Raw genomic sequence first — 13945 nt, 5'->3', positions numbered from 1 at the left:
TGGCTGCCCACATTCGGGTGGCTGGACGACACGCGATATAAAGCAGGAAGAAAACCAACATGTGCGGCATTATCGGGATTATTGGCAAAGACAGCGTCAGCGATCGCATTCTTGAAGGCCTCAAACGCCTTGAATATCGCGGTTATGACAGTGCCGGGATTGCAACCCTGGTCAATGGCCATATCGAACGTCGCCGCGCAGAAGGCAAGCTGATCAATCTTGCCAATCGCTTGGATGACGAGCCGCTTGCCGGTGACGTTGGTATTGGTCATACCCGTTGGGCGACCCACGGTGTGCCGACCGAAAACAATGCCCATCCGCATACAGATGGCAAGGTCGCTGTTGTTCATAACGGCATCATCGAAAACTTCCAGGAAATCAAGGCGGAGCTTTCTGCCAAGGGCCGTGAATTTGCCACCGAAACCGATACCGAGGTGGTGGTCCATCTGGTGTCCGATTTCCTGGATCAGGGCAAAAGCCCGCGTGATGCGGTGGCGGCTACCCTACATCGTATCGAAGGTGCCTTTGCGCTGGTGATCATGATTGCCGGTCAGCATGACGTCATCTTTGGCGCGCGTCGCGGCACGCCGCTGGCCGTTGGTCTGGGTGAAGGTGAGATGTATCTTGGCTCGGACGCCATGGCGCTGTCGCACCTGACCAACAAGCTGATTTACCTTGAAGAAGGTGACTGGGTCGAAATGACCCGCGATCATGTTCAGGTGCGCGACGAAAATGACGAAGACGTCACCCGTGAAACCAAGCTGTCGGCCGTTTCCGGTGCCATGATGGGCAAGGGCAACTACAATCACTTCATGCAGAAGGAAATCTTCGAACAGCCAGCCGTGATTGGCGATACCCTGCATGCCTTCATCAATCCGGCGACCCAGACGATCAAACTGCCCGATATGCCGTTTTCCTTTGCCGATGCATCGCGCCTGACGATTGTGGCCTGCGGGACGTCTTATTACGCCGGTCTGGTGGCAAAGCATTGGGTGGAACGCTATGCCGGTCTTGGTGTTGATGTTGATGTGGCATCCGAATTCCGCTATCGCTGCCCGCCGCTGCCAAAGGGTGGTGTTGCCCTGTTTATCTCACAGTCGGGAGAGACGCTTGATACCCTTGCAGCCCTGCGATATGCCAAATCCAAGGGCCAGAAGATCGTTTCCATCGTCAACGTGCCCGAAAGCACGATTGCGCGCGAAAGTGACGTGGTGCTTCTGACCTATGCCGGACCGGAAATCGGGGTGGCTTCGACCAAGGCATTTACCACACAGTTGACAGTTCTGGCCTGCCTTGCCGTGACCATCGGGCGTGACAACGGCACCCTTGCCAAAGACGAGGAAGCAGCGATCGTAACAGCACTCACCGAGGTGCCAAAACACGCCGCCGAGGTCCTGCATCATGACGATGCACTCAAGCAGCTCGCCCTTGATGTCGCCGATGCGCGCGATGTGCTCTATCTTGGTCGTGGTCTTGGTTATCCGATCGCGATGGAAGGGGCGCTCAAGCTCAAGGAAATCTCCTATATCCATGCCGAAGGCTATGCAGCGGGCGAAATGAAGCACGGGCCGATTGCCCTGATTGACCAATCAGTACCGATTATTGTCATTGCGCCGTCTGACGAGCTGTTTGAAAAAACGGCCTCGAACATGCAGGAAGCGGCGGCACGTGGCGGACGCGTGATCTTTATCTCCGACGCACCGGGGCTTGCCAAACTGGGCGATATGGCTTCAGCCACGGTCGAGCTTCCCAAGGTCGCCGACTTCGTCGCACCGATCCTGTACACAATCCCGGTTCAGATGCTGGCCTATCATGTTGCCGTTCATAAAGGCACCGATGTCGATCAGCCACGTAACCTTGCAAAATCAGTGACGGTTGAATAGAGGTACCCAAGAAGCCTTGTTTGCTAGCAATGTTCCTGATGTCCATAATGCTAAAGTTGTTGGATAGAGTGCGTCGTCAGGATAGCATATATCCACTGATTAAGCGGTGAGTTGTTGGTAGCAAGATTCAACGGGGGTAGTCGTGAAAGTAGTCTCAGTAATCAATTATAAGGGCGGTGTCGGAAAAACGTCTTTGACCGCTAATCTTGCTGCAGAACTCGCATTTCGAGGGAAACGTATTCTGGTAATGGATTTGGATGCGCAAGCGAGTTTGACATTTTCATTTATCAAGCCAGATGAATGGCAGAATAGTTTTGCAAGTTCAAAAACGATCAAAACTTGGTTTGACGAGAGTGATGGCGGGGCTCAAATCTCATTAAAGGATCTCTGTCACAAGCCTGAGAGGGTAAATTCAGCTCTTCCACATGATTCGACCTTAGACATCATTCCCTCTCATCTTGGTTTGATTAATGTTGATCTTGAGCTTGCAACAAGATTAGGCGGAGCAAACCTTTCTCAGTCTAAGAAAAATTTTATTAGTGTACATAGGATGTTGGCTGATGGTCTGGATGATATCCGAGCAACAGGTCTTTACGATATCGTTTTGATTGACTGTCCTCCTAACTTCAATATTGTTACGAAAACTGCAATTATAGCAAGCGACTATATACTTGTACCCACTCGTCCTGATGAGCTTTCAACTTTGGGTATTGATTACTTGATGAGAAGTATTGGAGAGCTGCTTAAGGACTATAACGATTACGTTAAGGTCGTTTCTAATGATAGTAAAGATTTTGACGAGATATCGCCGATAGTTGTCGGGGTTGTATTTACTATGGTCCAAGAATATGCGGGTGAGCCAATGTCCGCGCAAAAAACGTACATAAAGAAATTGCAAACGGAAAGCGACCTCGCGATATTTGATTCTTATATCAAAAGGAACGACACCGTTTTCGCTGAGTCTCCAGTTTATGGAGTGCCCGTTGTATTGAACAGCTACTCTAACGTGAGTCACCAAAGTGTAGTGGATGGTTTAGAGGCCGTGGCTACAGAATTTCTCGAAAAGTTAGGAGAGTAATTTTGAAACCCGATCTCGCAGCGGAGATTTTACGGCGGATTGCGACTCTTATCGAGGAAGCGGACGAAGCTCAGTTGAAGGAATTTTTGGCTAAAATTCCAAAGCTAAAACCTGGAAAAGAAATTCGTTCAAGGAAAACTTTGAAAAACGAGAATGCATCAGATGATTTAGGTGCAATACTTAATAGGGTTATTTCCGCGCCCAATAGAGACGTAGGTATGGATATACTCGAAAAAAGCAAATTGAATAAAAATCAACTTACACGAATGGCAAAAATACAAAGTATTTACGTTTCAAAATCAGATAATATTGGAAGAATAAAAGAAAAGATTGTTGAGTCAACGGTGGGCGCGAGGTTGAGGTCAAACGCTGTCCGTGGGGCCATGCAGTCGAAAATTTAGCGAAGTACCCTAATTGTGGCTTTGAACCAACGTCACCAATTTTCGATGAGAGCAGAATGAAAGTTATCGTGACGGGCGGTGCAGGGTTTATCGGATCTGCTGTTTGTCGGCTTATGACCGGGTTGAAGGGCTATGAGGTCCTCAATATCGACAAGCTGACATATGCTGGCGATCTGCGGACATTGGCGTCGATTTCCGCGCAAGACAACTACCATTTTGCCCATCAGGATATCTGCAACCGCGATGCCATTATCGAGCTGTTTGATGCGTTTCAGCCCGACGCGGTGATGCATCTGGCCGCTGAAAGCCATGTTGACCGCTCTATCGACGGGCCGGGTGATTTTATTCAGACCAATGTGGTGGGCACGTTCACCTTGCTTGAGGTCGCGCGTGGCTATTTCGATAAGCTGCCAGCCGACAGGAAATCCAAGTTCCGCTTCCATCACATTTCGACCGATGAGGTGTACGGATCGCTGGGCAGCGACGGGCTGTTCACCGAAGAAACGGCGTATGCGCCGACGTCACCTTATTCAGCAAGCAAGGCGAGTTCAGATCATTTGGTTCTGGCGTGGTATCACACCTATGGGCTGCCCGTTGTGATCAGCAATTGCTCGAACAATTATGGCCCGTTCCAGTTCCCCGAAAAGCTTATTCCACTGATGTCGCTAAACCTGCTCCATGGCAAGCAGCTTCCGGTCTATGGCGAGGGGCTGAATACCCGTGACTGGCTGCATGTCGAAGATCATGCAGACGCCTTGGTCAAAATCCTGACGGAAGGCCGGTTGGGGGAGAAATACAATGTCGGGGGCTGTAACGAGCTGACCAATATCGACGTCGCCAAAAGGATTTTCGAGACGGTGCGTGACATCGTGCCGGACATCACGTTTAAGAGCTTCGATGACGCGGTGACATATGTGAAAGACCGTCCGGGGCATGACTGGCGATATGCCATCGATCCAACCAAAATACAGACCGAGTTGGGCTGGAAACCAAAATATGATTTCGAAACCGGCCTGCGCCAGACCGTTGCGTGGTATGTGAACAATCGCGCATGGTGGGAGCCGATTTTGAAAACCAAATATGCCGGTGAGCGTCTGGGCAGTGCCAAGGGGCAAGCCGATGCCTAAAATCCTCGTGTTTGGGAAAAACGGTCAACTCGCAAGTTGCCTTGCCATGTGCGGGGATGAATTTCCCAATGCCGAGCTGGTTTTCGTCGGCAGGGATGAATGTAATCTTGAGGATGCCCGCCAGATAGAGCCGGTTATCAACCGTGTGCAGCCGGATATCGTGGTGAATGCTGCGGCATATACCGCAGTTGATCTGGCCGAGGAACAGGCGGATATCGCATTCAAGGTCAATCGCGATGCTGTGCGTGCGATGGCAGAGGCGCTTGTCAAACGCTCCGTGCCCCTGATCCATGTTTCAACCGATTACGTTTTCGATGGGCAGGCATCAAAACCCTATACCGAGCAAGACCCGGTCTCGCCGTTGGGCGTGTATGGTGAGAGCAAGTTTGCCGGTGAGGAAGCGGTCAGAGAGACATTGGAAAAGCACCTGATTATTCGCACATCGTGGGTTTTCAGCTCATTCGGGAAAAACTTCGTCAAGACGATGCTCAATCTAATGGCACAACGAGATGAAATTCGTGTCGTCAATGACCAGACCGGATGCCCGACCAGCGCCCATGACTTGGCGCGGGCTATTCTCAAGCTTTGCGAAGAGTCGGTTGCGAGGGATTTTGACAAGTTCGGTACCTATCATCTGTCATCCGATCAGCCACAAACATGGTTTGAATTTGCCAACCGCATCCACAAAGTGGCTGTGCAGGTTTGGGGGCGCGGTTGGAAAGGCAAGAACTGTCAGATCACGCCTGTGCCGTCTTCGGAATATCCGACCGTTGCGAAGCGTCCCGAATATTCCGTGATGTCGAGCCAGCGCTTTACCGAGACATTCGCGATACAGTTGCCAACCGTCGAAGAAAGCTTGAACGCGGTTATTGAGAATCTTCCAGGGGAGACGTCAGATGCGTAAGGGGATCATACTGGCAGGCGGGACCGGATCGCGTTTGCACCCATCAACACTGGTTGTCTCCAAGCAGCTGCAGCCTGTCTATGACAAGCCGATGATTTACTATCCGCTAACGACACTGATGCTGGCGGGGATCAAGGATATCCTGATCATCAGCACACCACGCGATGTGCCGCTATTCAAGGACTTGTTGGGTGATGGTTCCAAATGGGGGATTAAGCTTGAATACGCTGTGCAGCCTGAGCCACGTGGTCTTGCAGATGCATTTATTGTTGGCGCGGACTTTATCGGAAATGACCCATGCTGTTTGATTTTGGGCGACAATATCTATTTTGGTCATAACCTGACCGATCTGTTGCGAAGTGCCATGGCGCAACCCGATGGCGCCACGGTATTTGCCTACTATGTTCAGGATCCCGAACGGTACGGCGTGGTTGAGTTTGACCGTAATGGTGTGGCGCTCGATATCGAGGAAAAACCCGAACATCCCAAATCGAACTTCGCGGTCACCGGATTGTATTTCTATGATTCAGACGTGGTCGAAATCGCCAAATCGATCAAGCCGTCAAAGCGCGGTGAGCTTGAAATCACCGATGTGAACAAAGCCTATCTTGCCCGCGGCACGCTTAAGGTCGAAAGAATGGGCCGTGGTTATGCCTGGCTTGATACCGGCACCCATGCCGCCATGCTTGATGCGGCGAATTTCGTGCGTACCGTGGAAAGCCGCCAAAGCCTCAAGATCGCCTGCCCGGAAGAAATCGCACTTCGAAAAGGCCTGATCTCGGTCGCGCAGTTTGAAAAGCTCATGAACGAATTTGGCGCAAGTTCCTACAAGGCGTATCTGCAGACGGTTCTTCGGACCTATGACCTTATGTGAGTAGGGCTAGAACACCGGATTTTCGCAATAGCTTGCAAAGCTCATCGCGGTTGCGTCTTTCTTGGAAACAGTGACCTCGGCTTCGCTAAACGGCCAGTCGATGGCAAGGTCGGGGTCATTCCACATGATTGCGCGTTCGCTTTCCGGGGCGTAGCGGGAGGACACTTTGTAGACGACTTCTGTATCCGGTTCCAACGTGACAAAGCCGTGCGCGAAGCCAGCAGGCACAAACATCTGGTTCCATTCCTCTGCACTTACTTCGGCAGATACCGATTTCCCGAAGGTTTCAGAGTTCTTCCGAATATCAACGGCAATATCAAGAATGCGTCCTTTCGGAACCCTGATCAGCTTATGCTGGGCATAAGGCGGGCACTGGAAATGAAGCCCGCGCAGCACGCCAACATTTTGCGACAGTGAATGGTTGTCCTGCACAAATTGATGATCAATGCCTGCCTTGGCAAAGGCTTCCATATTGTAGATTTCCGAGAAAAATCCCCGTTCATCGCCAAATTTCTTTGGGAAGATCATCTTGATATCCGGGATTTCCAGGGATTCAATGTGCATCTGTGCCGCCTTGCGCAGGTGAAGCGATTTCAATGAGCTAATGAATAGCAGATGAAACAGCTTATTGCATTTGCGTATTCGCGGCTCAAGGTCATTGCATCGAGCTGGCATGTCGAAATGGTTCATGTTTGGCGATGTACTCAGAAAGCCGCTTCATGAACGGTTGGTACTCTGCGCCAAGAAAATGAAAGAGCGATCCCACCTTAATCGTTTCGATCAAGACCGGTTCTTTCCCGGGGGCAAAGGCGCCTTCGCGGATGGCGAGACGAATGGTTTCGTCTTCGGCAAGGAAGCGATCAAAGGTTCCAAGATTGTAGTGCGATATGATGTCATCCACGTCACGATGACCGCTTGTCGGCTGGGTTGGGTCTTCGGACAAATACTGTTCCTGCCACGCCAGGCCAATCACAAATCCGACGGGACCGTCAGAGTGCAATTTGCTGCCGGGTGCGGCCCAAAGACTGTTTGAAATTTCAAGCAGCGGAACGTCTGATTGCACGAAGGATCGCGAATAACGTTTGGTCGCCAGGGGGAAGCGGAACATTTCCCCGTCAACCTGTCCTTCATTGAAGGCGACAAAGCCACGGCGCCCCGGCAGGCTTACGACCTGAACCTCGCAGCCTAGCTGCTCATAAATATCAACCATCACTTTCGTGACCGCGCCAGCCAGCCGGTCATTGCTGACACTGCTCAGCTGTTTTGGGCAGTCATTTGCGTCCTGCGCATGTCCGATGACAGGCACTAACAGTACCAACACGAACAGGATCAGGGATATTCGTGGTCCGGGCTTCATTGTCTGCTGCACTACTTTCAGGAGCCAAATCAGATGCTTGTACCGAAATAGATTGGGACGCAGAGACCTTTGCTCAAGGGGAGAGCAAACGCTTTTTGTCATCTGTTTTTAAATTGGTGATTGGAACTTTGGTCGCGGGCCTGCGTTAAGCAAATTCATGACGGCTTTTGAACTGTTGTCTTTCCCGATCTGGCCTGATCTTGCCACGCGCTTGTGCTGAACCAGCTTTGGTTGTGCCGGGCATGGTTGGTCCCCACATATCAGGAAGTCTGCAAGCCAGAAGCCAACATCCCCAAGCCATCCCGTCCATAACGGCGATTTATCTGTCTGGCTCATAAGAACTATTAAAAGAATGCCGTAGCGCGATTAATTTTTTTGGGCAGACTGGAAGCAATCAAAAACACGTCCAAAAACCCGGACGCACATTAGACAGGCCCGAGAGATCGACGGGCGAATGGCACGCCAAAAATCCGGTCCCGTCGCAGAACCGAACTAAGAGAGAGCGCCATGAAACTGACAATCAACAATGAGACCTATGATGTCGACGCAGAGGGTGACACACCGCTGCTATGGGTCATCCGTGATAATCTTGGCATGACCGGCACCAAGTTTGGCTGCGGACTTGCACAGTGTGGTGCATGCTCTGTGATGGTCGATGGTGTTGTGACCCGTTCCTGTGTCACGCCGATTGATGCTGTCGAAGGACAGGAAATTACCACCATTGAGGCCATCGAAAGTGATCCGGTCGGCAAACGCGTGGTCGAAAAATGGGTCGAACATCAGGTTCCCCAGTGCGGCTACTGCCAGTCCGGTCAGGTGATGGCGGCAACCGCGTTGCTCAAAGAAGTCGAAAATCCGACCGAAGATGACGTTGCTGCGGCGATGGTCAATCTGTGCCGTTGCGGCACTTACAACGCAATCCACGCCGCGGTCAAAGACCTTGCGGAAGGAGATGCGTCATGAAACAGCTGAAACCTTCTGCATCAGAGCAAGAAAAATTCCCGACCGGTGAACCGGTCAATATTTCACGCCGCCGGTTCCTGCTTGGTGCCGCCGGTGCGACAACCGGCGCACTCGTCCTTGGTTTCGGGCTGCCCGTGGGTAAGGCCCGCGCCCAAAGTGGTGGCGAGGTGACACCGGGCACCCGTGTGCCGGCTTTCCTTGAAATCCGTCCTGACAATAGTGTGCGTTTGCAAAGCCCGTTCGTTGAAGGCGGGCAGGGCATCTTTACCGCCATGGCCCAGATCGTTGGCGAAGAACTGGATGCCGATCCCAAAAGCTTTGTCGTCGAAAGTGCGCCGGCCGGCCCCGACTATCTGGTGATCAACAACCAGATGCGCATCACCGGCGGCAGTATGTCAGTGCGTACGAGCTATTCGACCATGCGCAAACTGGGGGCGTCTGCGCGCCAGATGTTGCTGCAGGCGGCATCCAACCGCATGGGCGTTCCGGTTGCACAGCTGACGACCGAGCCCGGTTATGTCGTAAACAGCAATACCGGCAACAAGATCCCGTATGGTGATCTGGCCGAAGACGCGCTTGATCTTGCCGTCCCCGATCCCGAGGGGATCGAGCTTCGCGATCCGTCGACCTTCCGCTGGATCGGGAAACCGATGGATCGTCTTGATATCCATGACAAGGCAACTGGCAAGGCCGTGTTTGCCATCGACGTTAAAGTTGACGGCATGGTTCATGCCGCTGTTCAGCACGCACCGCGTCTTGGTCTTGGGGTTGGCACTATCGTCAACGAAGCTGAAGTCAGCGCGATGAAAGGCGTGATGTCGATCCATCGCCTGGCCGGTGCTGTTGCGGTCGTTGCGGAACGTTGGTGGAATGCCAAGGTCGCGGCAGAGGCGCTTCAGGTTGAATGGGTCACACGCGATGCGGATGGTTCGAAAATCCGCCACATGCCCGAAGATTTCTCGACCGCGGCATTTTCTGAACGTCTGGCCAATGAAACCGGTGCTGGCAAGGCTGGCGAAGAGGAAGGTGATGTCAGTTCGGCATTGTCGAATGCGACCACCACGGTTGAGGCAACCTATCGCAGCCAGTTCGTCCATCATGGGCAGCTTGAGCCGCCATCAACCCTTGCACGGTTTAACGATGACGGAACCCTTGATATCTGGATGCCAAACCAGGCACCGGAGCAGTTCCAGTCGCAGATTGCCGGCATCACCGGCCTTGATGCATCCCAGATCAATATCCATTCGCCGATGCTGGGTGGGTTCTTTGGCCGTCACTTCCTGTATCCGGAAGCCAACCCGTATCCGCAGGCCATTCAATTGGCCAAGGAGGTCGGGCGTCCGGTCAAGCTGATCTGGACGCGTGAGGAAGAATTCCTGCGCGATCCGCTGCGTCCGATGGCGGCCGTGAAGTTCCGCGGTGGTCTGGATGCGGATGGTATGCCGGTTGGTCTTGAAGCCATCAGTGCGACCGAAGGCCCGACCGAGGGCATTTATGGTCACAATCCGGATTCCATGGACCCGACCGCACTTGAAGGTCTGACGGGCAAGAAATACGCCATTGCCAATCGCCGGATTGCCCAGGTTTATGTCGAAACGCCGGCGATGCTGGCTTATTGGCGCTCGGTTGGCCATTCAATGAATGATTTCTTCTATGAAACGTTCCTTGATGAAATGGCTGATCAGGGCGGGCAGGATCCTTATGAACTGCGCCTGGCTCTGCTTAAGGACAATGAACGACTGACCAACTTGCTTAAGGCGGTTGGCGATTTGTCCGGTGGCTGGAAACGCGGTCCGTTCACCGCAGCAGATGGCAGCCAGCGCGCACGTGGTGTCGGTATGGCATCGCCGTTTGGCAGTGAATCCGCAGCCATTGCCGAGGTTTCCATGCAAAACGGACAGGTCGTTGTCCATGATGTCTGGGAAGCAATTGATCCGGGCAGCATCGTCAACCCGGCAATCATCGAGGCACAGGTCAATTCCGCAACCGCACTTGGTTTGTCGGAAATTCTGATGGAAGAAGCCATCTACGAAAATGGCGAACCGACCGCGCGGAACTATGACCTGTATCCGATCCTGCGGCCCGATCAGATGCCCAACGTCCATGTCCGTATCGTCGAAAGCGGTGCGCCTATGGGCGGTATTGGTGAGCCGGGGCTTCCGCCGGTTCTGCCGGCAGTTGCCAACGCGGTTTCGACCCTTACCGGTCAGCGCGTGCGGGACATGCCGCTTAGCAACCTGCGCTTTGAAAGCTAGGCCCCTTAACGCAGATACAGCGGCGGTCACAGATTTTCTGTGACCGCCCAGCTCCCGCATCGTGCTGATCTGCGTTTGGATTTCGCGTTAAAACCAAACCAAACAAAAACGGGGATTCCGTTGAAAAAGTTGTTTCTGACTGTCTTGGGCGTCGTTGTTGTTGGCGCGGTCGGCACTGCCTGGATCGCGACACATACGCCGTCTTCGCCCTTTGATGATGTAAACGCCTCTGCGCCATCAGACGACCTGATCGCGCGCGGTGAATATGTTGCCCGCCTTGGGGACTGTGTTGCTTGCCATACCACCCCGGACGGCAAGGCCTTTGCCGGTGGGCTTGAAATGGGCACGCCGCTTGGCTCGATCTTCACCACAAATATTACCCCGGATCCGGAAACCGGAATTGGCAATTACAGCCTTGCCGATTTTGACCGCGCGCTTCGCCATGGCGTGGCGGCGGATGGTCATCGTCTGTATCCGGCAATGCCATATCCGTCCTATGAAAAGATGCCCGATGAGGACATCGAAGCGCTTTATGCCTATTTCATGGAAGGCGTCGAACCGGTCAAACAGGCCAACAAGCCGACCGAAATCGAAGAGCCGCTCAATATGCGCTGGCCGCTGGCACTTTGGAATGTCGCGTTTACCGAGGGTGAGGTCTATCAGGCCAAGGCATCCGAAGACGACATGTGGAACCGGGGTGCCTATCTGGTGCAGGGGCCGGGGCATTGTGGCAGTTGCCATACCCCACGTGGTCCGGCGATGAACGAAGTCGCCCTTGATGAAAGCAGCCCGGAATATCTGTCCGGTGCGCTGCTCGATGGCTGGTACGCGCCGAGCCTGCGTAATGACCCCAATATCGGTCTTGGCCGTTGGAGCGAAGAAGACATTTACGCCTATCTCAAAGATGGCCGTAATGAGCATGGCGTCGTGTTCGGATCGATGGTCGAGGCGTTCAACAACTCGACCCAGTTCATGACCGATGATGATCTGATGTCGATAGCCCATTACCTGAAATCATTGCCGGCAGACCCGGATTACGATGGACCGGTCTGGGCATATGATGAAGCGACCGCAGACGATCTGTCGCGCGATGTTGCCGACAAGGTGTCCGGTGCGCGGACCTATGCGACGAACTGCGCGTTTTGTCATGGTCGTGATGGTCTGGGTCAGAATGAATGGATCCCGCCGCTTGCCGGTGTGTCGTCCATGCTCGCCCCCGAGGCAGAGTCTGCGATCAATGTAACGCTGAACGGATCACCGCGTGTCATCGCGAATGGTGTGCCGGACACGTACCGCATGCCACCCTATCGTGAGCATCTTTCGGATGCCCAGATGGCCGAGGTGCTGACTTATGTCCGATCAAGCTGGGGCAACCATGGTGATGCTGTCAGTGCGGAAGAAGTGGCTGCCGTTCGTAGCCATACCGATCCGGCCAGCATCGATGTGATCATCTTGCAGATGCGCTGATTGGATATGCCATGCAAAACGCGATCAGCATCATTGTCATGAAGGAAGCCTGATATGAGCCATCAACTCTCTGAGATGCTGGATGTCTGGTGGGACGGTCGTGATCAGACGGAATGGGTTCTGGGTACCGTGTACCGGACCGAAGGTTCCGCCTATCGCAAGGCCGGGGCTATGATGCTGATCGACGGGCATGGCAGCCAACATGGTTTGCTGAGCGGTGGTTGTCTTGAAGCAGACATCATCCGCAATGCCCGCCGGGCGATGGTCACGGACAAGGTCGTCATGCTTGAATATGACGGCAATGATGAAGATGACGTTTTCTTCAAGCTGGGTGTCGGCTGCGGGGGAAAGGTGTACATCATGCTGCAGCCCCTGAGTGCCACAAATGACCTTGGCCTTGGCGACTTGCGCCATGCCCTGAAAGAACGTGAGAGCGGCTATTTCCATCAGAAAATCGGTGCGGCCGAAGCCTGGTTTGACCTTGATCCACGGGTTCTGCCCGGCCACCAGATCGCAACGATCAAGCCCGATGAGCGTGGCGATGACTGGTTGGTCACACCCATTCGGCCGGAACCGCATATCCTGATTGTCGGCGGTGGTCTTGATGCCCGCCCCGTTGCCAATATCGCCCGTGAAATGGGCTGGCAGGTCAGCCTTGCCGATCCGCGTCCGGCAAATGCCCGTGCGGACCATTTTCCGAATGTCAGCGCGATTGTGCGTGATATCGCATCACTTGGCGCTTTTGCCGATCAGCACCGTGTGGATGCCGCCGTCCTGATGGCACACAGCGTATCGATTGATGGCGATGCCCTGCAGGCATTGGGTGCCTCAACCATCCGGCATGTTTCGGCGCTGGGGCCGCGTCATCGCTTTGCCAATGTGCTTGATCATGCCGGGCTCAAGGAACACGAACTGCCATTCGCGGTTTCCAGTCCTGCCGGGCTTGATATTGGGGGGCAGCTTCCCGAAAGCATTGCTTTGTCGATCCTCTCGGGGATCCATCGGGTTCTTTACAGGGAAAGCAACCTGCATATGGCGAAGGTCGCAGAATGACGAAACTTGCAGGGCTTATTCTGGCTGCCGGGGCCAGTGAGCGGTTCGGTGGGCGCAAGCAACTGGCCGAGGTCGGGGGAAAGTCGCTTTTGCGTCATACGCTTGATCTGATTGCAGGAACCTGCGAAAGCGCGCCTTTCGTTGTTCTGGGCGCCTATCACGAAGATATCGTTGGCGAGGTCACTGGTCGCGGGCATGTGGTTCGCAATCCTGACTGGGCGCGCGGTATGGGCAATTCGATTGCCGCTGGCATCCGCGCCGTGATGGAGCAGGCAGCTTATTGCGACGGTGTGCTGATTGCGGTTTGTGATCAGGTCCGACTGCAAGCAGAAGACTATCAGAAACTGATTGATGCCTTTGACGGCACGGCGATCTTCGCAACACAGTATCCCCATGGCTTGGGCGTGCCGGCCATCTTTCCCAGAAACTGCTGGGAAGAACTTTCAGAACTTGATGGTCCCAGGGGGGCAAAGGAAATGATCAATCGCGAAGGACAGCATGTCAAAGCGGTGGATTTGCCCGGCGCCCTGATCGATGTCGACACCAAGGACGACCTTGCGGCAGCAATCGCCTGATCGCGCTG

The 13945-nt window shown here is 53.7% G+C and carries 13 protein-coding genes; 11 read left to right on the top strand and 2 right to left on the bottom strand.

All coding sequences use genetic code 11. The features are described from left to right. Nucleotides 1-59: 59 nt before the first annotated feature. From glmS to rfbA, 6 genes are all read left to right on the top strand, one after another. Complete coding sequence (glmS, locus tag ACXAIA_RS15810; RefSeq protein WP_475350171.1) at nucleotides 60-1883, top strand: glutamine--fructose-6-phosphate transaminase (isomerizing); 1824 nt, start codon at nucleotides 60-62, stop codon at nucleotides 1881-1883. A 142-nt stretch (nucleotides 1884-2025) separates the two neighbouring features. Next, a complete protein-coding gene (locus tag ACXAIA_RS15805) occupies nucleotides 2026-2961 on the top strand; it encodes a ParA family protein (RefSeq protein WP_044827401.1) in 936 nt (311 codons plus the stop codon). A gap of 2 nt (nucleotides 2962-2963) precedes the next feature. Then, nucleotides 2964-3362, top strand: a complete 399-nt coding sequence (locus ACXAIA_RS15800; protein WP_475350170.1) for a hypothetical protein — start codon at nucleotides 2964-2966, stop codon at nucleotides 3360-3362. Nucleotides 3363-3418: 56 nt separating this feature from the next. Further along, on the top strand, nucleotides 3419-4489 hold the full coding sequence (gene rfbB, locus ACXAIA_RS15795) for a dTDP-glucose 4,6-dehydratase (RefSeq protein WP_475350169.1): 1071 nt from the start codon (nucleotides 3419-3421) through the stop codon (nucleotides 4487-4489). Next, entirely contained in the window at nucleotides 4482-5393 is a 912-nt protein-coding gene (gene rfbD / locus ACXAIA_RS15790) for a dTDP-4-dehydrorhamnose reductase (RefSeq protein ID WP_475350168.1), read from the top strand. The genes rfbB and rfbD overlap by 8 nt, the downstream gene beginning before the upstream one ends. Further along, the gene (rfbA, locus tag ACXAIA_RS15785) at nucleotides 5386-6267 is read left to right on the top strand and encodes a glucose-1-phosphate thymidylyltransferase RfbA (protein WP_475350167.1); all 882 of its coding nucleotides are present in this window, start codon (nucleotides 5386-5388) and stop codon (nucleotides 6265-6267) included. The genes rfbD and rfbA overlap by 8 nt, the downstream gene beginning before the upstream one ends. Before the next feature lie 6 nt (nucleotides 6268-6273). Here rfbA and rfbC read toward each other — a convergent pair whose 3' ends face one another. Further along, nucleotides 6274-6831 carry a dTDP-4-dehydrorhamnose 3,5-epimerase gene (gene rfbC / locus ACXAIA_RS15780; RefSeq protein WP_475350166.1) on the bottom strand — a complete coding sequence of 186 codons (558 nt, stop codon included), beginning with the start codon at nucleotides 6829-6831 and terminating at the stop codon, nucleotides 6274-6276. A gap of 91 nt (nucleotides 6832-6922) precedes the next feature. Further along, nucleotides 6923-7726 carry a hypothetical protein gene (locus ACXAIA_RS15775; RefSeq protein WP_475350165.1) on the bottom strand — a complete coding sequence of 268 codons (804 nt, stop codon included), beginning with the start codon at nucleotides 7724-7726 and terminating at the stop codon, nucleotides 6923-6925. A 405-nt stretch (nucleotides 7727-8131) separates the two neighbouring features. On the opposite strand from ACXAIA_RS15775, the gene ACXAIA_RS15770 reads away from it, so the two are divergent. From ACXAIA_RS15770 to ACXAIA_RS15750, 5 genes are all read left to right on the top strand, one after another. Then, nucleotides 8132-8587, top strand: coding sequence for a (2Fe-2S)-binding protein (locus tag ACXAIA_RS15770; RefSeq protein WP_475345499.1), 456 nt, complete (start codon nucleotides 8132-8134; stop codon nucleotides 8585-8587). Then, the gene (locus tag ACXAIA_RS15765; protein ID WP_475350164.1) at nucleotides 8584-10842 is read left to right on the top strand and encodes a xanthine dehydrogenase family protein molybdopterin-binding subunit; all 2259 of its coding nucleotides are present in this window, start codon (nucleotides 8584-8586) and stop codon (nucleotides 10840-10842) included. Before ACXAIA_RS15770 ends, ACXAIA_RS15765 begins: the two co-directional genes overlap by 4 nt. Nucleotides 10843-10962: 120 nt before the next feature. Next, nucleotides 10963-12309: a c-type cytochrome gene (locus tag ACXAIA_RS15760; protein WP_475350163.1), complete on the top strand. Its 1347-nt coding sequence runs from the start codon at nucleotides 10963-10965 to the stop codon at nucleotides 12307-12309. A gap of 54 nt (nucleotides 12310-12363) precedes the next feature. Then, nucleotides 12364-13362 (top strand): XdhC family protein, encoded by a 999-nt coding sequence (locus tag ACXAIA_RS15755; protein WP_475350162.1) that lies wholly within the window; start codon nucleotides 12364-12366, stop codon nucleotides 13360-13362. After that, nucleotides 13359-13937 (top strand): nucleotidyltransferase family protein, encoded by a 579-nt coding sequence (locus ACXAIA_RS15750; protein WP_475350161.1) that lies wholly within the window; start codon nucleotides 13359-13361, stop codon nucleotides 13935-13937. The genes ACXAIA_RS15755 and ACXAIA_RS15750 overlap by 4 nt, the downstream gene beginning before the upstream one ends. The last annotated feature ends 8 nt before the right edge of the window (nucleotides 13938-13945 follow it).

Source organism: Thalassospira sp. ABL2_045, from assembly GCF_056161285.1.
This window is presented reverse-complemented; position numbering and strand designations above follow the sequence as displayed.

Bases quoted from the DNA above. Each gene is read 5' to 3' on its own strand.
- rfbC (WP_475350166.1), bottom strand. From the start codon at position 6,831: ATGCACATTGAATCCCTGGAAATCCCGGATATCAAGATGATCTTCCCA.
- rfbA (WP_475350167.1), top strand. From the start codon at position 5,386: ATGCGTAAGGGGATCATACTGGCAGGCGGGACCGGATCGCGTTTGCAC.
- glmS (WP_475350171.1), top strand. From the start codon at position 60: ATGTGCGGCATTATCGGGATTATTGGCAAAGACAGCGTCAGCGATCGC.
- ACXAIA_RS15775 (WP_475350165.1), bottom strand. From the start codon at position 7,726: ATGACAAAAAGCGTTTGCTCTCCCCTTGAGCAAAGGTCTCTGCGTCCC.
- ACXAIA_RS15770 (WP_475345499.1), top strand. From the start codon at position 8,132: ATGAAACTGACAATCAACAATGAGACCTATGATGTCGACGCAGAGGGT.
- ACXAIA_RS15750 (WP_475350161.1), top strand. From the start codon at position 13,359: ATGACGAAACTTGCAGGGCTTATTCTGGCTGCCGGGGCCAGTGAGCGG.
- ACXAIA_RS15765 (WP_475350164.1), top strand. From the start codon at position 8,584: ATGAAACAGCTGAAACCTTCTGCATCAGAGCAAGAAAAATTCCCGACC.
- ACXAIA_RS15755 (WP_475350162.1), top strand. From the start codon at position 12,364: ATGAGCCATCAACTCTCTGAGATGCTGGATGTCTGGTGGGACGGTCGT.
- rfbD (WP_475350168.1), top strand. From the start codon at position 4,482: ATGCCTAAAATCCTCGTGTTTGGGAAAAACGGTCAACTCGCAAGTTGC.
- rfbB (WP_475350169.1), top strand. From the start codon at position 3,419: ATGAAAGTTATCGTGACGGGCGGTGCAGGGTTTATCGGATCTGCTGTT.